This window comes from Dorea amylophila, from assembly GCF_025567265.1.
Classification (GTDB): Bacteria; Bacillota; Clostridia; order Lachnospirales; family Lachnospiraceae; genus Dorea_A; species Dorea_A amylophila.
Window position 1 is genome coordinate 13,085 of the sequence record NZ_JAOQJW010000031.1, and the last position, 20,951, is coordinate 34,035.

Consider the following 20,951-nt stretch of genomic DNA (forward strand, 5'->3'; position numbering starts at 1 on the left):
CAATGAGCAGAGTGTACAATTTTTCAGCAGGTCCGGCCGTATTGCCGGAAGAAGTATTAAAAGAAGCAGCAGCAGAGATGTTAGATTATAAAGGCTGTGGAATGTCGGTTATGGAAATGAGTCACCGTTCATCGGTGTTCCAGGAGATTATTGAGACAGCAGAAGCTGATATCCGTGATCTGATGCAGATTCCGGATAATTATAAGGTATTATTCCTGCAGGGCGGCGCATCTCAGCAATTTGCCATGATTCCTATGAATCTGATGAAAAATAAAGTGGCTGACTATATCGTAACCGGACAATGGGCGAAAAAGGCAGCCAAAGAAGCAGAAAAATACGGAGAGGTTCATGTAGTCGCATCTTCCGAAGATAAGACATTTTCTTATATTCCGGACTGCTCTGATCTTGAAATCTCTGAAGATGCAGATTATGTATACATCTGCGAGAATAATACGATTTATGGTACAAAGTTCAAAGAACTTCCGGATACAAAAGGGAAGACACTGGTGGCAGATGTGTCATCCTGCTTTCTGTCTGAACCGGTAGATGTGTCAAAATATGGCGTGATCTACGGAGGAGTTCAGAAAAATGTAGGACCTGCGGGTGTGGTGATCGCAATTATACGTGAAGATCTGATTACAGATGATGTATTAGATGGTACACCGACCATGCTGAAATATAAGACACATGCAGATGCCGGGTCTTTATACAATACACCGCCGGCATATGGAATCTATATCTGCGGGAAAGTATTCAAATGGCTGAAAAAGCAGGGTGGTCTGGAAGCAATCAAAGAGCGTAATGAAAAGAAGGCAAAGATTCTCTATGATTACCTGGATGAAAGTAAATTATTCAAAGGTACAGTTGTTCCAAAAGACCGTTCACTTATGAATGTTCCATTTATAACAGGTAATAAAGAGCTGGATGCAAAATTTGTAAAAGAAGCGAAAGAAGCCGGATTTGAAAATTTGAAAGGACACAGAAGTGTCGGAGGTATGCGTGCAAGTATCTACAATGCGATGCCGGTTGAAGGAGTGGAAAAACTCGTGGAATTTATGAAAGCATTTGAAAAGGAGAATCTGTAATCATGTATAAGTATCATAATCTGAATCCAATTTCACAGGTAGGACTGGATGAATTCACAAAAGACTATGCACCTGTAAGCACACCAGAAACAGCAGATGCGATCCTGGTAAGAAGTGCGGCAATGCACGAGATGGAATTTGCACCGGATCTGAAAGCTATTGCAAGAGCCGGTGCGGGTGTGAACAATATTCCGCTTGAGAAATGTGCAGAACAGGGAATCGTTGTATTTAACACACCGGGAGCCAATGCGAATGGCGTAAAGGAACTGGTAATTGCCGGTATGCTTCTTGCTTCCAGAGATATCATCGGCGGTATCAACTGGGTAGAGGAGAACGAAGAAGACGGGAACATTGCCAAAGATGCAGAAAAAGCCAAGAAAGCATTTGCCGGACAGGAGCTGGAAGGCAAAAAGCTTGGTGTGATCGGTCTTGGTGCAATTGGAGTTCTGGTTGCAAATGCGGCAACACATCTTGGTATGGATGTATATGGATATGATCCGTATGTATCCGTAGATTCTGCATGGAGACTGTCAAGAAGTATCCATCATACAACAAATGTAGATGAAATTTATGAAAACTGTGATTATATCACGGTGCATGTACCGGCACTTGACAGTACGAAAGGCATGATCGGAAAAGATGCACTGGGTCTTATGAAAGAAGGAGTGATCGTGCTGAACTTTGCAAGGGATGTACTGGTAGATTCCGAGGCAATGGTAGATGCACTTGTAGCTGGAAAAGTAAAACATTATGTCACAGACTTCCCGACACCGGAAATCGCAGGTGTCAAAGGCGCGATTGTAATTCCTCATCTCGGAGCTTCTACAGAAGAGTCCGAAGATAATTGTGCGAAGATGGCAGTCAAAGAAGTGATGGATTATCTGGAAAATGGTAATATCAAACATTCCGTGAACTATCCGGACTGTGATATGGGACTGAGAGGCGATAAGACGCGTATTCTGGTATTACATCACAATGTGCCGAATATGATCGGTCAGATATCAGCGATCCTTGCCAAAGACAATATGAACATCGCAGACCTTACAAATAAGAGTAAGGGAAAATATGCATATACGATGATCGATGTAGATTCTGAGGTGCCGGATGGTGTTGTAGAGGAATTAAAACAGATTGGTGAAGTGTTACGTGTACGTGTCATATGTTAAACAAAACTTAATAAATTTGTAAGAATCCCTTAATTGCGAAATATGTCGAATTAGAGTATCCTATTAATGAAAGAGATGTAGTAAAGATATCTTCATTTCTGATAAACAGAACTTATGAAATCTGGGGGATACAGGGAATGGACAATACAGGGATTCGATCAAGACGTAAGAAATATAGGAGAAGAGTAAGAAACATTCGTGTGGGTCTTACTCTTTTTGTCATATGTCTGATCGCGGTGGCAATACCGGTCATACGTGAAATGCTAAGAAAACCGGCACAGATTACGATACAGGTCGCTGATATTGAGGTTACGCAGGGAACAGCACTTCCGTCGTATACGGCAGATGTAAAGATACAGGACAAAGATAAGAACAAGCTTACAAAGACATATACTGCTGAGGACTTTGCAAAAGATCTGCAAAAAGGAAAAGATATTACCATTTCCAGTAAAGCTGATTCGAATATAGAAGGAACTTATGTGATTACAGCAAAACTGTCAGAGAAGATTAAAAAAGAACTGAATGGAGCATGGAAGAAAAAGGCGCAGGTAACAATCAGGAACGGAACCTGTACCGTGAAGAATCCAATCGGTGTATGGAATGGTAATAAATTTAAAAAATACGATGGAACTTATGTAACATCAGATTTCGTGGTGTCGAAGGGAAATACATATTATTTTGATGCAGATGGAAATAAAGTGAGCGGCTGGCAGACCATTGAGAATGCGTTATATTGTTTTGATGAAAAAGGAATCATGCAGAAGTCCGGATGGATTACAACGGATGACGGAAGAGCATATCTGAGTGATGACGGAAAGGCACTGAGCGGCTGGCAGACCATTGACGGAAAAGAGTATTATTTTGATTCAAAAGGAATTGCGGCAACAGGAGAGCTGAAGCTCGGACTTGAGAAATGTAAATTCAGCGAGTCGGGAGAATTGCTCTCGAAAGAAAAAACAGAGATAGATCCGGGAAAACCGATGGTGGCACTTACATTTGATGATGGACCCGGACCAAGAACATCAGAGATTCTGGATCAGTTGAAAAAATATAATGCACATGCTACATTTTTTATGCTCGGAAAAAATGTAAAATCCTATCCGGATGCCATAAAGCAGATGTTGAAAGATGGGAATGAACTTGGAAACCATTCCTATGATCACCAGCAACTGACGAAGATTGATGCAGAAGCAATTGCCAAAGAGGTCAATGATACGAATGAAAATATCAAGAATATCTGTGGAAGTCCGGCTACTGTATTAAGGCCTCCGTATGGTGCAATTAATGATACAGTGAAATCAAGCGTAGGTATGCCGATGATCCTCTGGAATGTGGATACACTGGACTGGAAGACGAGAAATACACAGAGCACAATTGACGAGGTTATGCGTAATTTGAAAGACGGAGATATCATACTGATGCATGATATTCACACACAGACAGTAGATGCGGCACTTCAGCTGATTCCAAAACTGGAAGAAGAGGGTTATCAGCTCGTAACCGTTTCGGAAATGGCAGCGGCAAAAAACAAGACGTTAGAAAACGGAACTGCTTACAGTGATTTTATAAGTACAAGTAAAAAATAATTAGATATATCTATTATAAAACAGGATCAACCGGTAAAAGTTGATCCTGTTTTTAGGTTCGTTTATAACGAAGTATTATGTTTTGCTAACAGACGGTGAATCTTTTCTGTAGGATCCATAACCTTTCCGATGCTGATATCATGGTTCATAGAATCGATGATCAGTGCGATAAACTTACTCATATCTGCAATCAGGAAATAAGGCTTTTCCTTTGCTTCGGCAGGAAGATAAGTGAGATTAGTAGTGATCACGCGGTCGATGTAACCTTTTTCATAATAATCATCAAATTTTTCAAAACCATCGGTAAAGAGTCCGAATGTGGTGCAGACAAATACCCGGTTTGCTCCGCGAGCTTTAATCTGTTTTGCAACATCCAGCATACTTTCACCGGAAGAAATCATGTCGTCAATGATGATCGCATCTTTTCCATCCAGATGTTCACCTAAGAATTCATGTGCAACAATCGGATTCTTTCCGTTTACAATAGTTGAATAGTCACGGCGTTTGTAGAACATACCCATATTAACACCCATAACGTTAGAAAAGTATACAGCACGCTGCATAGCTCCCTCATCCGGGCTGATGATCATCAGATGTTCCTTGTCAACTTTAAGATCCGGCTCCGCTTTTAATAATGCTTTCATAAATTGATACGGTGGGTTAAAGCTGTCAAATCCGTGGAGAGGAATAGAATTCTGTACACGTGGATCGTGGGCATCAAATGTAAATATATTAGACACACCCATATCGATCAGTTCCTGAAGTGCAAGGGCACTGTCTAAAGATTCACGTTTGGTACGTTTGTGCTGACGGCTTTCATAGAGGAAAGGCATTAACACATTGACACGGTGCGCTTTTCCATTGGCGGCAGCAATGATTCTCTTTAAGTCCTGAAAATGATCATCCGGTGACATATGATTCAGATGGCCGTTTACAGAATAAGTAAGGCTGTGGTTACAGACATCTACCATAAGGAACAGATCTGTTCCGCGGATAGATTCTGTAAGAAGTCCTTTTGCTTCGCCACTTCCAAAACGTGGACACGGACAATCAATCAGATAATTGTCACGCAGGTAATTATAATATAATGGTGAATCTGTGTTCTTGTCCATTGTGCTTTTCCTGAATTGTACAATGTAATCATTTACTTTTTCACCAAGTTCGCGGCATGATTCCAAAGCACCGATTTTTAATGGCGCAACAGGAAGTCCGCTTTCCATTAATTTGATATTTGGCATAATAAAAACTCCTGTGTATTTTATATATTAAGTTACTCCTAATTATTTATATCACTTTTTCTATAAAAAGGTCAACTACTGATTGGACTATTTGACAAAGGTAATGTATAATAGTATCGTTAAGAGACAAATATAGAATGAAATATAGAGGAGAGTTAAGATGAGTAAACCAGTAGTTGCTATTGTGGGAAGACCGAATGTAGGGAAGTCAACCCTTTTTAATGTACTGGCGGGAGAGATGATTTCAATCGTCAAAGATACGCCCGGAGTAACAAGAGACCGTATCTATGCAGATGTCACATGGCTGGACAAAGAATTTACTATGATCGATACCGGTGGTATTGAGCCGGAGAGCAAAGATATCATTCTTGCACAGATGAGAGAACAGGCACAGATTGCTATTGATACTGCAGATGTGATCATTTTCATTACGGATGTCAGACAGGGACTTGTAGATGCCGATTCAAAAGTTGCGGATATGCTCCGCAGATCAGGCAAACCAGTCGTTCTGGCGGTGAATAAAGTAGACAGTTTTGAGAAGTTTATGCCGGATGTATACGAATTCTATAATCTGGGGATTGGTGATCCTGTGCCGGTGTCGGCAGCTTCCAGACTTGGTATCGGTGACATGTTAGATGCTGTGATCGCACATTTCCCGGAACATGAAGCTGAAGAGAAAGAGGACGAGCGTCCGAGAGTGGCGATTGTAGGAAAACCAAATGTAGGAAAATCTTCAATCATCAACAAACTGACCGGAAAGCAGCGTGTGATCGTATCAGATATAGCAGGAACAACTAGAGATGCTATTGATACCAATGTGAAATATAATGGAAAAGATTATGTGTTTATTGATACTGCAGGGCTGAGACGAAAGAGCAAGATAAAAGAAGAACTGGAGCGCTACAGTATCATCCGTACGGTAACTGCAGTGGAACGGGCAGATGTCGTTCTGGTAGTAATCGATGCGACGGAAGGTGTAACGGAACAGGATGCGAAGATTGCCGGTATCGCACATGAAAGAGGGAAAGGTATCATTATTGTTGTAAATAAATGGGATGCCATTGAAAAGAATGACAAGACTATGAAAGAGTACGAGAATAATGTACGCCGTGTGCTTTCTTTTATGCCGTATGCAGAGATCATGTATGTATCGGCAGAGACGGGACAGCGCTTGAACAAGCTATATGATATGATCGATATGGTCATTGAGAACCAGACACTGCGTGTCGCAACAGGTGTTCTGAATGAGATCATGACAGAAGCTGTTGCAATGCAGCAGCCACCTTCAGACAAAGGAAAGAGACTCAAACTGTATTACATTACACAGGTAGCGGTAAAACCGCCATCATTTGTGATTTTTGTAAATAATAAAGAACTGATGCATTTTTCTTATACCAGATATCTGGAGAATAAGATCCGGGAGGCATTTGGATTCCGTGGTACAGCTTTGAAATTCTTTATCAGGGAAAGAAAGGAAAAGGATCAGTAATCATGGAACGGTTGATATGTGTACTTGTCGGATATGTGTTTGGTCTGATACAGACCGGATACATATATGGAAAAAAGAATGGCGTTGACCTTAGAAAAAAGGGGAGCGGGAATGCAGGAACAACGAATGCACTTCGTACTATGGGCTGGAAAGCAGGAGCGGTCACACTGCTTGGAGACTGCTTTAAATGCGTAGCGGCAGTGGTTGTCGTACATCTGATCTATGGAAAGACACATACAGATATGATGCCTTTACTTTCCATGTATGCCGGAATGGGAGCAGTCCTCGGACATAATTATCCATTCTATCTGAAATTCAAAGGCGGAAAAGGTATAGCAGCGACAGCAGGTCTGATCATCAGTACTACGAATATATGGATCGTACTGATCTGTCTTGCAGCATTTATTGCAATTGTTGCGGCAACCAGATATGTATCCCTTGGTTCCATGACGGTTGTTACAATCTATCTGATCAGTGTGATCGTATATGGTCAGCACGGTGGATTTGGTGTGGAGAATGTATCCTATCTGCATGAGATGTATGGTGTAGCAGCGTTTCTAATGATACTGGCATTCTGGAGACACAGAGCGAATATTAAGAGACTTTTAAGCGGCACAGAGAATAAGATCAGTGTTGGCGGAAAGGATAAAAAATAGTCAGGGATGACAGATAAAAAGAAAGGACAGGCTATGGCAAACGTAAGTGTGATCGGAGCCGGAAGCTGGGGAACAGCACTGGCATTACTATTATGTAAAAATGGACATGATGTGACGGTATGGTCATATAAGGAAGAAGAAGTGCGCACGCTGAGTGAGAAAAGAGAACATGTAAGTAAGCTTCCGGGAGTAAAGATTCCGAATGAGATTTTTTTTACTGCGGATCTGAAAGAGGCGGTAGAAGGAAAGGACGTAGTTGTACTTGCAGTACCGTCTATTCATGTGAGAAATACTGCGAAAAAGATGAACGCATATGTAAAAGGCGGACAGATTTTAGTGGATGTAGCAAAAGGAATAGAAGAAGACACCCTGATGACATTGTCTCAGCAGATCGAAGAGGAGATACCGCAGGCAGATGTAGCGGTTCTTTCAGGACCAAGTCATGCCGAAGAAGTAGGAAGAGGTCTTCCTACAACGGTCTGTATCGGAGCGCATACAGAGACAACTGCAAAGTATTTACAGCAGCTTTTTATGAATGAAGTGTTCCGCGTATATATCAGTCCGGATATTTTGGGAATTGAACTTGGCGGATCGCTTAAGAATGTTATTGCACTTGCAGCCGGTGTTGCAGACGGAATGGGATATGGAGATAATACCAAGGCTGCATTGATCACCCGTGGAATTGCCGAGATATCAAGACTTGGTGTAAAGATGGGAGGAGCGGCTGAGACTTTTGGTGGTCTGGCCGGTATCGGAGATCTTATTGTAACCTGTGCAAGTGTACACAGCCGTAACCGCAAGGCCGGATATCTGATGGGACAGGGCAGAACGATGCAGGAAGCTATGGATGAAGTTAAGATGGTAGTGGAAGGTGTATATTCTGCAAAGGCAGCAGCGAAGCTTGGAAAGAAATATCAGGTATCACTTCCGATTATTGAAGAAGTAAATAAGGTGCTGTTTGAGGACAAAAGTCCGAAAGAAGCGGTAAATGAACTGATGCTGCGTGTTGGAAAAGCGGAACATATGGCTCTTCCATGGGAATAATAAAAAGAGTCAGTTTTGCAATATGATATAAAAATAACAGAGAGGAAAGATTGTTAAAAATCTTTCCTCTCTGTTATTTTTTAAAGATCCGCATGTTCTATTACATACTTTTTGAAATCCATGATGACAGGTGCCTGATAGACATTTTTTAAAGTAGCCATATAAAAGAGTCTTTCCCACGAAGGTTTTTCTATTTCGATAATAGATACCGGCATATAAGAAAGAATGGGCATCTTTGGAACAACTGCAATACCAAAACCTGCACCGACAAGACCTGCAACGCCCTGATCTTCTTCCATGGAGTAAGCAATCTGCGGGTAACCTCCACATTTATGAAACAATTTGTCAATAACATGTCTTAAGCCGCTTCGTTTGGAAAAAGCAATATGCGGATAAGAAAGTGTATCTTTCAGATCAATAGAGCTGCGTTCTTCAAGCGGATGTCCTTTTGGCACGATCAATACCAGTTCCTGTTTTGCGACAGGTATGAATTCGATCAGAGGTTCATTGTCCATCATAGAGCAAAATGCAATGTCATATTTCCGGTCTTTTAACCCCTGGATCATATCAGAAGTAAGACCTGTAGAACTATGAAAATAGAAATCAATCTTTTTGTCCGGCGTAGAATCCAGGAATCCTTTTACGAAACCGGGAACCACAGTACTGCTTAGAGTGCGCAGTTCCACGATGTCGATACGACCTTCACCACGACCTGTCATCTGAAGCTTGTTAACACTGGAATCAATCATATCCAGAGCCTGTTCCACATCAATGAGAAAGGCCTGCCCGCATTTTGTAAGGACTACATTCCGGCCCTCTTTCTCAAAAAGTTTTACCCCCAATTCTTTTTCAAGAGATGCAATCGCATGACTCAGGCTTGGCTGAGTGATGGAAAGAATTTCAGCGGCTTTTGTGTAATGCTCCAGATGTGCCAGCGTGGCAAAATATCTTAGATGATACAGATTCATAAAGCCGGTCCCCCTTTCTTTTGTTATATTTATATATGTTTATATCTTATCATGAACGGAGTAGAAAAACTATGAATAAAATCTATAAATTATAATAGAATAACCAATTTGTTTTTTATTTAACAAGGATATATAATCAAATCATAGCAAATATTACTAGATTGAACATTAAGCAAAAAGGGAATCTGTTCAATTTTAACAATGGAGGTAGAATTATGTCAAAAAAGAATCCAATTACAGTAAGTTCATGGACACTTGGAGATCAGTGCAAATTTGAAGACCGTGTGATCGCTGCAAAAGAAGCAGGGTATGAAGGAATCGGTCTTCGTGCAGAAACTTATGTTGATGCTTTGAATGAGGGACTTCATGACAAAGACATTCTTGCAATTCTTGATAAACATGACATGAAAGTAACAGAAGTTGAGTATATCGTTCAGTGGTGCGAAGAGCATCGTTCATATGAGCAGAAATACAAAGAGCAGATGTGCTTCCATATGTGTGAACTTTTCGGAGTTGGTCACATCAACTGTGGACTGATGGAAAATTATTCCGTAGAATATACAGCGCAGAAATTAAAAGAGCTGTGTCAGAGAGCCGGAAAATACATTATTGGTGTTGAGCCAATGCCATACAGCGGTATTCCAAACCTTCAGAAAGGCTGGGAAGTTGTAAAAGCATCCGGATGTGAGAATGCAATGCTTATCCTTGATACATGGCACTGGGTAAGAGCTAATCAGCCATATGATATTCTTACACCGGAGATCGCTGAAAAAGTTATTTCCATCCAGATCAATGATGCCTATGAGAGACCATATGCAGATTCAATCTTAAGAGATGAGTCCATGCATGACCGTCTTGCACCTGGAACAGGAGCAAAAGATACAGCTGGATTCGTTAAGATGATCAAAGATGCAGGAATTGATCCAAAGGTTGTTGGTGTAGAAGTAATTTCTGACGAGATCCTTGGAAGAGGAATTAACGAAGCGGCAGCTTATACATATGAGAATACTGAAAAAGTATTAAAAGAAGCTTGGCCAGAACTGGTAGACTAATTTATAGAAATCAGATTTGTTCAAAAGAGAGAGGAAAAAATAATGAAGTTCAAAAATATGTTTTCTCCGATTCAGATCGGACCAATGACAGTAAAGAACCGCTTTGTAGTACCACCAATGGGAAATAACTTTGCAAATACAGATGGAACATGGAGCGATGAGTCTGTTGCATACTATGCTGAACGTGCAAAAGGTCAGTTTGGCCTGATCACGATCGAAGCAACGGTTGTCCATAAAGGAGCAAAGGGCGGCCCGAGAAAACCTTGTCTGTATGATGACAACAGTATTGAGAGTCTGAAAAAGATTACCGATGCCTGTCATGCAGAAGGTGCTAAGATTTCCATTCAGCTTCAGAATGCCGGACCGGAAGGAAATGCCAAGAATGCGGGAGCACCGATCCAGGCAGCAACAGCTATTGCAGCGGCTGATGGAAGAGACATTCCGGAAGCAGTTTCTACAAAGCAGGTATATGAGCTTATTAAAGGATATGGAGATGCAGCGGTCCGCGCAATGAAGGGCGGAGCAGATGCAGTGGAAATTCACATGGCACACGGTTATCTTGTGAATTCTTTTATGTCACCAAGAACGAATAAACGTGTAGATGAATTTGGTGGAAACTTCGAAAACAGAATGAGATTTTCTCGTCTGATCGTTGAAGAAGTTAAGAAGAGAACAGAAGGTAAAATTGCAGTGCTTGCACGTATCAACAGTACAGAAGATATGTTTGGCGGTCTGGATAACCATGATATGTGTGCAATTGCTTCTTATCTTGAAGATTGCGGAGTGGATGGACTTCATGTATCACGTGCGGTACATCTGAAAGATGAGTATATGTGGGCTCCGACAGGAATTCATGGCGGATTCTCGGCAGAGCTTGTAGCAAATATCAAAAATTGTGTATCTGTTCCGGTTATTACAGTCGGACGTTACACAGAGCCACAGTTCGCAGAACAGATGGTAAAACTTGGAAAAGCTGATCTGGTAGCGTTTGGACGCCAGTCACTGGCAGATCCTCATACTCCTGAAAAAGCACAGGAAGAGAGACTGGAAGATATGACACCTTGTATCGCATGTCTGCAGGGATGTGTCGCTAACATGTATGCCGGAAAACCTTTGTGTTGTCTAGTAAACCCTGTACTTGGCCGTGAGGCAGAAGGACTTCCGAAAGCAGAAAAGGCAAAGAAAGTATATGTCATCGGTGGCGGAGTAGCAGGTATGTGTGCCGCATTCACAGCTAAGAGACGCGGACATGACGTGACATTATTTGAAGCTACAGATAAACTTGGTGGAAACATGAGACTTGCAGCTTATCCGCCGGGAAAAGGTGACATCACAGGTATGATCAGAAGCTATATCGTAAAATGCGAAAAAGCCGGTGTAAATATCAAGATGAACACAAAAGTAACAGCACAGATGTTAAAAGAAGATACACCGGATGCAGTTATCCTTGCAACCGGATCTGAGACATTAGTCCTTCCGTTTATCAAAGGTATCCACAACCCTGATATCGTATATGGTGTGGATTGTCTGGAAGGAACACGTCCGGTAGGACATAAAGTCTTAGTTGTAGGCGGCGGTATGGTAGGTGCCGAGACAGCAGATTTCCTTGCTGAACAGGGACATGAAGTATCTGTTATCGAGATGAGAGATGCCATTGGACCGGATGTGATCCACGAGCACCGTATCTTCCTTATGGAAGCATTTGAAAAATACGGAATTGAACAGATTACAAGTGCCGCAGTATCTGAAATCTTCTCAGACGGCGTAAGCTATAAGAATGCCGCAGATAAATCTGATGAGACAATTTACGAGGCAAGAGGATTCGACACAGTTGTTCTTTCTATGGGATTCAGCTCCCGTTATACACACCGCGATGGTCAGAATGTTGTATATGACTTCGCCGATGAATTAAAGGACATTGTTCCGGAAGTTTATGTAGTAGGTGATGCAGTAAGAGCACGTCGTGCATTGGATGCTACAAAAGAAGCTTACGATGTGGCATTAAAACTTTAATAATTGAATTTAGAAATGATAAGAATGTGTATGTGACAGCCCGCAGCATACGGGCTGTTATGAAAATAAGAGAAAACCAGGAGGGTTAAGATCATGGAAAAAAGAATTTCCGGACATACAGGCTTAATGGCGTTATTTGGAACACCGGTCGGACATTCAGGATCTCCTGCAATGTACAACTTCAGCTTCCAGCATGATGGATTGGATTATGCGTATATGGCATTTGATGTAACAGAAGAGGAAATGCCGAAAGTATTCGAGTCTATCCGTTTATTAAATATGCGTGGTGGTAACTTTACTATGCCATGCAAGAACATCGCTGCACAGCTGGTGGACAAACTATCACCTGCAGCTGAGATCATCGGAGCCTGCAATGTATTCGTTAACGATGATGGAGTAATCACAGGACACATTACAGATGGTGTCGGATTCGTTAAGAATCTGGAACTCAACGGAGCACCTGTAAAAGACAAAAAGGTTGTTGTCCTTGGAGCAGGCGGAGCTGCTACAGCAATTCAGGTTCAGTTAGCACTGGATGGAGCAAAAGAAGTAAATATCTTCAATATCAAAGATAAATTCTTTGAAAGAGCAGAAGGAACAAAAGCTAAATTAGCAGAGAAGTGTCCGGAGTGTGTAGTTACCGTAGATGACCTTGATGACAAGGCTAAACTGGAAGAAGCAATCAAAGCATGTGACATTCTTGTAAATGCTACAATTATGGGAATGAAACCACATCAGGATGTGACACTGGTTGACAAATCGTTATTCCGTAAAGATCTGGTTGTTGCAGATACTGTATACAGCCCGGAAAAAACAAAAATGATCCTGGAAGCAGAAGAAGCAGGATGCAAGGCAATCGGCGGAGTGGGAATGCTTCAGCAGCAGGGAGCAGTAAACTATGGACTGTTCGTTGGAAAAGAAATGCCGCTTGCCGAGTATCAGGAATTCCAGAAAGCACAGGCAAAATAAAAGACAAAGGAGAATGAGGGAATGAAAGCAAAGAAATATTTATGGTCTATCATCTGCGTATATTTTTGCTATCTGACACATGGAATTCAGGCAATTATATTAAGCCAGAATAATGTGAATTTCGCAAAACAGTGGGGATTCAATATGTCAGATCCGCAGTCTGCAGCATATGCAGCAGGACTTGCAGCAGTAAGTACAGCAGTTGCATGGACTGGATTTGGTAAATTCATAAGCGTATGGATTGGTGGAGAAATCTCTGACCGTGTCGGACGTAAGAAACTGATGATCGGTGGAGCAGCATTATATATTATCTGCTTCCTTGGATTCTTATTTACTAAGAGTGCACTGGTTGCTTCTGTATGCGGTTTTGCATCTGGAGTTGCAACTTCAGGATTCTGGGATGCTTCAGGATACCCTGCAGTACAGGAAGCTTATCCGGCAGCACCTGGATCAGCGCTTGTAGGAATCAAATTCTTTGTTTCACTGTCAGGTATGGTATATCCACTTCTGGTAGTACATAATGCAAACAGTGGAAACTGGAAATTAAATGTTATGATTCCGGTAGTTATGTCTATTATCTGTTTAGTACTTGCAATTATTGCACCATTCGTATATGATGATCAGAAGAAGGCATCGGAAGGAAATGATGGAAAATCAAAAAATGCAGTACAGGCAGAAATTGATGCAGCGAAAGCAGCTATGCTTACAAAACCGAGCAAATTTGTAGTATTTCTGGTAATGTTTTATGCATTCCTCTGCATGGCAATCATGTATGGTGCTCAGCAGTATACGAAAGCGTTCGGATTATCTGTATGTGGATTGTCTGAGATGCAGGCAGCAGGTATGACATCTATCTATACAATCGGTTCTATCTGTGCAGTACTTTTCTGGGCATTCATGATGGCTAAATTAAAATGGAGCCCGCTGAAAGTTGTCTTGATTGATTCTATCTGTACTGCAGTAGCACTTGCAGGTGTTCTGTTTATTCATCAGGTAGCAATTATCTACATTGCAATTGCAATGTTAGGATTCTTTGCAGCAGGTGGTGCTCTTCAGACTGGTCTTGCAGTGGTTCAGTTATTCAACCCGGGACCAAAGGGAAGAAACACCGGTATCTATTACACATTTATGGGTGCAGCAAGCTACCTGATCCCGGTAGTGGCAGCACAGCTTACAAAAGCATCGGGTGAGGCAAATGCAGTATACAGCCTCATGATCATGTTATTGGTATTTGCAATTCTTGCTATTTTAAGTTCCCTCTACTTAGTAGCGCAGCACAAGAAAATCTTCGGAAAGAGTGCATTGTAAAAAATGTAATGAAGGACAAAAAGGGACTGTTGTTCCGGATGGCAGCGGATAGACAGTCCCTTCCTTTTAACATAGGATTGTTAAAAAAAAGACATTCATAGAAAACATTAAAAAATTGGAGGATAATACGTGTCATTCTATAGAAAACATCTATGGAATGACCGGTGTTATATCATAATAGCTAGCTGATGCTGAAGCATACGAAGAATATTTGTATGAAAAAATCATAAGACGAAGGAGGACACTCAAAGATGAGTCCGAAAAGAGCAAAAAGAGCCAATGAACTTCCCTTTATTCCTCTTGGTCCATTTCAATGGAGAATTCCGGGAATCCATTACAGAGTAGAATATGTGGAATTTTTTCAGGGTCTGATCCTTGGCGCAACAGCTTTAAGTTCTATTCCGTATCTGACAGATAATCTTGGACTTCCATATGAACTTGCATGGAGCTGTGTCATCATTGAAGTATTTATGTATATGCTTCATGGATGGTTAGGGGATCCGGTAGTTCCGGGATGGATTACTCCGACACTGCCATTTACCCTGGCGTATTTAAATGGGTTCGAAAAGGGACCAGACAGAATACAGGCAATGATCGCGTTGCAGCTTCTGGTCGCATTTGTATTTATATTTATGGGAATTACGAAACTGGCAGACAAATTTGTAAATGGTGTGCCAAATTCAATTAAAGGTGGTATCCTGATCGCTGCACCGATTACGGTATTGCAGGGACAATTATCGGATGGAAGCCAGCTTATGACTGCACCGGTAGCAACACTCGCCGGTACATTATTGCTCGCATTTTTAAGCTTTTCACCATTCTGCGAAAAGAACAGAAGTAAATATAAAATATTAGATATCATGGCAAAATACGGCAATTTGTTCCCGTATCTGATTGCTATGGTAGCAGGGGTTGCTCTTGGAGAGTTATCAAAACCTGTATTAGAACTTGGAACAGTCATCAGAATTCCTGATTTCAGTAATATATTCCATACAGTCAGTATCTTTGCGGTAGGTTTCCCTCCGCTTTCAAAGTTCATCAGTGCCATACCTCTGGCCTTGATCTGCTATGTACTGGCATTTGGAGATTTTGTTACATCAAAGACTCTGGTAGAGGAAGCACAGGAGAGCAGAAGCGATGAATATATTGACTTTAACTCGAGCAGATCAAATCTGATCAGTGGACTGAGAAACCTGATCCTTGCGATTTTCGCACCATTCCCGCCACTGGCAGGACCGCTTTGGGTTGGAATGACCGTATCGGTAGCAATGCGCTATAAAGAAGGAAAGAAAGCAATGAAATCATTGATCGGTGGAATGAGTTCTTTCCGTATGGCGACATTTATCAGTGTTATTCTGGTACCGATCGTATCTTTCATGAAACCAATCATGGGAGTCGGATCGGCAATCACATTATTGTTCCAGGCTTATGTCTGTGCCAGAATAGGTATGGAATACTGTCAGTCTAACACAGATAAGAGTATTGCAGGTGTTATGGCAGCGGTATTGGCATTCAAAGGATCCGGATGGGCATTGCTTGTCGGTTTTGTAATGAACCTGTTACTTTCAAATATGGATTTCCAGAAGAAAAAACTGGGAGCGCTTACAACGGAAGAACTGGATCAGGTAGAAGCGAAAAGAAACGAAGAAGTGCAGAGGCTTCTTGCCCAGAAAAATCAGGAATAAAAATAATAAAATAAACATAAAATGAGGGCCTGTGGGAATATCCATGGGCCCTCTCTTTGCTTGAATTTTTTTACAGTGCATCGTGCACAATCTGAAGTGCCTGATGTAATGCTTCTGCTCCAATCTGTCCGGGTGCAGAAGCCTGTGCGCCGGAACCAAATGTCAGACAGGATCCAAATATCTCACAGGCAATACGGCTGATACTTCCAAGCCCTGCCATGGACATCGTGATGATCGGCCTGTCGGCATAGTCGGATGCCATCTCTTCAGTTGCGGAAAGAAGAGTCAGGACATCTTTTTTCGTCTGCGGCATAACAGCCATCTTAGGGATATCGGCTCCCATATCCTGCATTTTGCGAAGACGGTATAGAAGATCAGATTTGGCAGGTGTTTTGTCAAAATCATGGTTAGAGGCAATGACCTTTGCACCGGAAGCGTGAATTGTATCAATCATCTCCCGTACAATGTCATCTCCTGTAAAGATCTCTACGTCAATAATATCAGCATTGCCGGTTGCTGCAACTGCTTTGTTAAGTTCGGCATATTTTTCTGTGGACATTGGATGTACGCCGCCCTCTTTGTCTGTACGGAATGTACAGAGAAGAGGAGTATCACCCATTACATTACGAAGTTCTTTTACGAGTTCTGTGACTTTTGCAATATCTTCGACATCTTCATACCAGTCCATACGCCATTCCATCAGATCCATATGCATATCAAGATATGTACGGGTAAGGGAAAGGATGTCCTCTTTTGTCTTACCGACATTAGGAATGCAGATTGCCGGAATTCCGTTTCCAAGTTCCAGATTTCTTACTTTTACAGTGTTCATAGAAAACTTCTCCTTAATCTTCATAAACGTAGGAAATTCCCAGTTTTTCTTTCATATATTCGCTGTCCACACGTTTGCCGAGAATCAGTTCGATAGCGGCAATTGCCTGGAAGAGCATCATGCCCTGACCATTCATTGTTTTACATCCTGCATGTCGTGCCATTTTGAGCATTGTTGTTTCGTGTGGTGCGTAGACAACATCCGTTACGATAAGATCAGGGCGGAAGAAAGAAGGATCAGGAATATAGGTAATTCCTTCGAGCGGTTTCATTCCAACACCTGTGGCATTTGTGAAAAGATAAGATGAATGCATCTCTTCTTTTAATTTGTCCAGATCTTCCAGTGGGTAGAATGTTGCTTTACAATTGGTGTTTTCGTTGATTTTCTTTACCGTATCGAGTGCATTCTGTTTGAATTTGTCATCTCTTGCGAAGATAGACATCTCAGCAACACCATCCAGTGCAGCCTGGATCTCAACAGCAGTAGCAGCTCCGCCGGAACCTACAATTGTTACTTTCTTTCCGGTAGGGTCAATGTCATTGTCCTTTAAAGACTGTACATAACCGATACCGTCTGTGATGTGTCCGACCAGGTAGCCGTCTTTATTGACGATGGTATTTACCGCACCACAGAGTTTGGCAGCTGGAGAGATTTCATCCAGATACTGATGTACGATTGTCTTATTTGGCATAGAAACATTGGCACCACGGAGCTTCAGTGCACGTAAGCCCTTGATTGCATCTTCAAGTTCAGGTGCATCTACTTCAAATGCGAGATTTACGATATCAACACCCAGCTTTTCGTAAGCTGCATTATGTGTTGCAGGTGACTGCGAGTGGCGGATTGGATAAGCCAGAAGACCGATTAATTCGGTGTGTCCGGTAATCTGATGTCTTTCCATAATAATAATCTCCTTTTTGTAATAAAACTTTATCTTTGCTTATATTTTAACAAATTATAGATGCATAAACAAATGCTAAACAGATACGGAAATGATAGAAAATGACTATTGATCTGCAGTGCAAGTTCTATAAAGAGCGAAGAAGTGCATATACTTTAACAGCACAACGGGAAGGAGCAGGGAAAGTGGACACAGAACAGTTATATAAAGATATAAAAGCAAGAACGCACGGAGAAATCTATATCGGTGTTGTAGGACCGGTAAGAACGGGGAAATCGACATTTATTAAGCGTTTTATGGATGTAATGGTATTGCCGAGAATGGAAGATGAACATATGAAAGAGCAGACAAGAGACGAACTTCCGCAGTCTGCCGCAGGCAAAACGATTATGACAACAGAACCAAAATTTGTACCGAAAGATGCGGCAGTAATACATCTGAACCGGGACGTTGAAGTGAAGGTTCGTCTGATAGACTGTGTCGGATATTTGGTGAAGGGTGCTTCGGGATACGAGGAGGCCGGGCATGAACGTATGGTAAAAACCCCGTGGTACCAGGAAGAAATACCATTTACCAAAGCGGCAGTGACAGGTACCCAGAAAGTGATACGTGAGCATGCAACGATAGGAATCGTGGTCACAACAGACGGAACGATCACAGATATCCCGTCAGATAATTATGAAGATGCGGAGGAACGTACGATAAGGGAACTTCAGTCGATCCGGAAACCGTTCGTGGTATTGGTAAATTCAAAAAAACCGCATGGACAGGAAGCTAAAGAAAAGGTTAAAAAGCTGGAAGATACCTATCAGGTCAGAGCGATGACTGTAAATTGTGAACAGGTAAAAGAAGAAGATATTTACCAGATTCTGGAGGCCGTTTTGTATGAATTTCCGGTATCGGAGGTACAGTTTTATATACCGAAATGGGTGGAAATGCTTCCGGTTACGCATAAGATCAAACAGGATCTGCTGGAACATATACAAGAAATTCTTGGAAATCTTGAAGAAATTAAGGATGCGGTATCTTTGACCGGGAGGCCGGACAGTTCTTACATAAAAGACTGGTATGTAGAACAGATACAGATGGATACAGGCTGTGTTATCATTCGGATCCATATGTATGAAAAGTATTATTATGAAATGTTGAGCGAGATGACGGGAACTACAATTTCAGGTCAGTATGACCTGATAAAGACGCTGAAGAAGCTTTCAATGTTAAAGAATGAATATGAAAATGTAGAAGATGCATTTACAGCAGTCCGGATGAAAGGGTATGGAGTAGTCAGTCCGACAAAAGAAGAGATTATTCTGGATGAACCGGAGATCATCAGACAGGGAAATAAATATGGGGTGAAAATTCATTCGCAGGCGCCTTCCATTCATTTGATCCGTGCAAATATAGAGACGGAGATAGCCCCGATTGTTGGAAATGAGCAGCAGGCGGAAGATTTGATCCAGTATATTAAAAATGAAGAAAAAATGGAAGGAGGTATCTGGAAAACCAGTATATTCGGAAAAACAGTGGAAGAACTGGTTATGGACGGCCTGAAAAATAAGATGGCGGTCATCAATGAAGAAAGCCAGGAAAAACTTCAGGATAGTATGCAGAAAATCGTAAATGACAGTAATGGAGGCATGGTATGCATTATCATTTAGAAAAAAAGTAAATAAATATGAAAAAATACTTGAAATCTGTGAATGACCGTGTCTATAATATGAATTAGAAATTGGTAAAGGGGCCATACTCGTCAGGGTGTGGTCTCTTTTTTTACCATAATAGATAATAAGAATCTGGAGGATGATAAAAATGAAAGATTACACGTTCAAAGTACCGCAGGATATTGTATTTGGTGTAGGTTCTTTAAAAAGACTGCCGGAGCTTCTTGAAAAAAGCGGTTCTAAAAAGATGATGGTAGTATCAGACAGAGGGCTGGAAAAATTAGGAGTCGTACAGAAAGTGCTGGATATTGTGGAGACAGAAGGTATAGAAACAGTAAGTTTTCTTGATATTCTTCCAAACCCTACAGTGGATATGGTAAATGCGGCGACAAAGGTATATAAGGAATCAGGAGCGACAAGTATCGTAGCACTTGGAGGCGGAAGCCCGATGGATGTTGCCAAGGCGGTAGGTGTTCTGGCAAGATACGGCGGATCCATTACAGAGTATGAAGGTGCACATCTTGTTCCGGGACCGATCGAACCAATCATTGCAATTCCGACAACAGCCGGTACGGGAAGTGAAGTGACGGCGTTCTCCGTTATTACAGATACCTCCAGAAATTATAAACTGACAGTATTCAGTTACGAATTACTTCCAAAATATGCACTGTTAGATCCGGAGATGATCATGTCTGTACCACCAATGGTTGCGGCTTCATGTGGAATTGATGCACTGATCCATGCATGGGAAGCATATACGTCACTTGGCGCCTCCCCATTTTCTGATGCAATGGCAGAAAAAGCAATGGAACTGATCGGTGGTAATATCCGTAGATTTGTGGCAAACAGAAAGGACGAGGAAGCTGCATGTGCAATGATGTCAGGAAGTATGTTTGCCGGAATTGCATTTGCATGGGCAAGACTGGGAGATGTACATGCTATGTCACATCCGGTCAGCGCATTCTTTGGTGTACAGCATGGAGTGGCGAACTCTATTCTGCTTCCTGTGATCGTAGAGTATAATGCGCTGGCAGATCACGGACGCTATGAAAAAATCTACAATTATATCAGTGAAGATAAAGAGCCGGTAAAAGATTTCAAACCAGAGATGCTGGTGGCAGAGATCAAGAAATTAAATGCATCTCTTGGTATTCCAAAGACTCTTTCTGAGGTCGGTGTAACAGAAGACAAGATTCCGCAGATGGCTGTAGATGCGATGAAGAGTGGAAATATTGCGGCTAATCCAAGACAGACAACATTAAAGGATGTGGAGATGTTGTACCGCAAAGCACTGTAAA

General features: G+C 41.7%; 17 protein-coding genes. 13 read left to right on the forward strand and 4 right to left on the reverse strand.

What is annotated here, in order from left to right:
* Positions 1-2: 2 nt before the first annotated feature.
* The 3 genes from serC to OCV72_RS15640 all read left to right on the forward strand — a co-directional run bounded on the left by serC (position 3) and on the right by OCV72_RS15640 (position 3,837).
* Complete coding sequence (gene serC / locus OCV72_RS15630) at positions 3-1,085, forward strand: 3-phosphoserine/phosphohydroxythreonine transaminase (protein ID WP_055284772.1); 1,083 nt, start codon at positions 3-5, stop codon at positions 1,083-1,085.
* 2 nt (positions 1,086-1,087) lie between these two features.
* A complete protein-coding gene (locus tag OCV72_RS15635; RefSeq protein WP_055284775.1) occupies positions 1,088-2,251 on the forward strand; it encodes a phosphoglycerate dehydrogenase in 1,164 nt (387 codons plus the stop codon).
* A gap of 137 nt (positions 2,252-2,388) precedes the next feature.
* Positions 2,389-3,837 (forward strand): polysaccharide deacetylase family protein, encoded by a 1,449-nt coding sequence (locus tag OCV72_RS15640; protein ID WP_055284777.1) that lies wholly within the window; start codon positions 2,389-2,391, stop codon positions 3,835-3,837.
* Between the two features lie 62 nt (positions 3,838-3,899).
* Here OCV72_RS15640 and OCV72_RS15645 read toward each other — a convergent pair whose 3' ends face one another.
* Positions 3,900-5,075 (reverse strand): ribose-phosphate pyrophosphokinase, encoded by a 1,176-nt coding sequence (locus OCV72_RS15645; protein WP_028086295.1) that lies wholly within the window; start codon positions 5,073-5,075, stop codon positions 3,900-3,902.
* Between the two features lie 160 nt (positions 5,076-5,235).
* On the opposite strand from OCV72_RS15645, the gene der reads away from it, so the two are divergent.
* From der to OCV72_RS15660, 3 genes are read left to right on the forward strand one after another with little or no spacing between them, the layout of a single operon-like run.
* The gene (gene der, locus OCV72_RS15650) at positions 5,236-6,564 is read left to right on the forward strand and encodes a ribosome biogenesis GTPase Der (protein WP_028086296.1); all 1,329 of its coding nucleotides are present in this window, start codon (positions 5,236-5,238) and stop codon (positions 6,562-6,564) included.
* A 2-nt stretch (positions 6,565-6,566) separates the two neighbouring features.
* Complete coding sequence (gene plsY / locus OCV72_RS15655; RefSeq protein ID WP_055284779.1) at positions 6,567-7,220, forward strand: glycerol-3-phosphate 1-O-acyltransferase PlsY; 654 nt, start codon at positions 6,567-6,569, stop codon at positions 7,218-7,220.
* A gap of 33 nt (positions 7,221-7,253) precedes the next feature.
* Positions 7,254-8,264 carry an NAD(P)H-dependent glycerol-3-phosphate dehydrogenase gene (locus OCV72_RS15660; RefSeq protein ID WP_055284813.1) on the forward strand — a complete coding sequence of 337 codons (1,011 nt, stop codon included), beginning with the start codon at positions 7,254-7,256 and terminating at the stop codon, positions 8,262-8,264.
* An 80-nt stretch (positions 8,265-8,344) separates the two neighbouring features.
* On the opposite strand, the gene OCV72_RS15665 is transcribed toward OCV72_RS15660, so the two are convergent.
* Entirely contained in the window at positions 8,345-9,232 is an 888-nt protein-coding gene (locus OCV72_RS15665; RefSeq protein ID WP_055284780.1) for a LysR family transcriptional regulator, read from the reverse strand.
* 215 nt (positions 9,233-9,447) lie between these two features.
* Between OCV72_RS15665 and OCV72_RS15670 the strand changes: the two genes are divergently transcribed.
* The 5 genes from OCV72_RS15670 (at position 9,448) to OCV72_RS15690 (ending at position 16,259) form a co-directional block, all read left to right on the forward strand.
* Positions 9,448-10,284 carry a sugar phosphate isomerase/epimerase family protein gene (locus OCV72_RS15670; RefSeq protein WP_055284782.1) on the forward strand — a complete coding sequence of 279 codons (837 nt, stop codon included), beginning with the start codon at positions 9,448-9,450 and terminating at the stop codon, positions 10,282-10,284.
* 42 nt (positions 10,285-10,326) lie between these two features.
* The gene (locus tag OCV72_RS15675) at positions 10,327-12,297 is read left to right on the forward strand and encodes an FAD-dependent oxidoreductase (RefSeq protein WP_055284784.1); all 1,971 of its coding nucleotides are present in this window, start codon (positions 10,327-10,329) and stop codon (positions 12,295-12,297) included.
* Between the two features lie 93 nt (positions 12,298-12,390).
* A complete protein-coding gene (locus OCV72_RS15680; RefSeq protein WP_055284786.1) occupies positions 12,391-13,266 on the forward strand; it encodes a shikimate dehydrogenase in 876 nt (291 codons plus the stop codon).
* Positions 13,267-13,287: 21 nt separating this feature from the next.
* The gene (locus OCV72_RS15685; protein ID WP_055284788.1) at positions 13,288-14,574 is read left to right on the forward strand and encodes an MFS transporter; all 1,287 of its coding nucleotides are present in this window, start codon (positions 13,288-13,290) and stop codon (positions 14,572-14,574) included.
* Between the two features lie 251 nt (positions 14,575-14,825).
* Positions 14,826-16,259 carry a hypothetical protein gene (locus OCV72_RS15690; RefSeq protein WP_055284790.1) on the forward strand — a complete coding sequence of 478 codons (1,434 nt, stop codon included), beginning with the start codon at positions 14,826-14,828 and terminating at the stop codon, positions 16,257-16,259.
* Positions 16,260-16,329: 70 nt separating this feature from the next.
* Here OCV72_RS15690 and aroD read toward each other — a convergent pair whose 3' ends face one another.
* Positions 16,330-17,091, reverse strand: a complete 762-nt coding sequence (gene aroD, locus OCV72_RS15695; RefSeq protein WP_055284792.1) for a type I 3-dehydroquinate dehydratase — start codon at positions 17,089-17,091, stop codon at positions 16,330-16,332.
* Between the two features lie 13 nt (positions 17,092-17,104).
* Positions 17,105-17,992 (reverse strand): shikimate dehydrogenase, encoded by an 888-nt coding sequence (locus OCV72_RS15700; RefSeq protein WP_055284794.1) that lies wholly within the window; start codon positions 17,990-17,992, stop codon positions 17,105-17,107.
* Positions 17,993-18,177: 185 nt separating this feature from the next.
* On the opposite strand from OCV72_RS15700, the gene spoIVA reads away from it, so the two are divergent.
* Both spoIVA and OCV72_RS15710 read left to right on the forward strand, forming a co-directional pair.
* The gene (gene spoIVA / locus OCV72_RS15705) at positions 18,178-19,650 is read left to right on the forward strand and encodes a stage IV sporulation protein A (protein WP_055284816.1); all 1,473 of its coding nucleotides are present in this window, start codon (positions 18,178-18,180) and stop codon (positions 19,648-19,650) included.
* Between the two features lie 151 nt (positions 19,651-19,801).
* A complete protein-coding gene (locus OCV72_RS15710) occupies positions 19,802-20,950 on the forward strand; it encodes an iron-containing alcohol dehydrogenase (RefSeq protein ID WP_055284796.1) in 1,149 nt (382 codons plus the stop codon).
* Position 20,951: the final 1 nt, after the last annotated feature.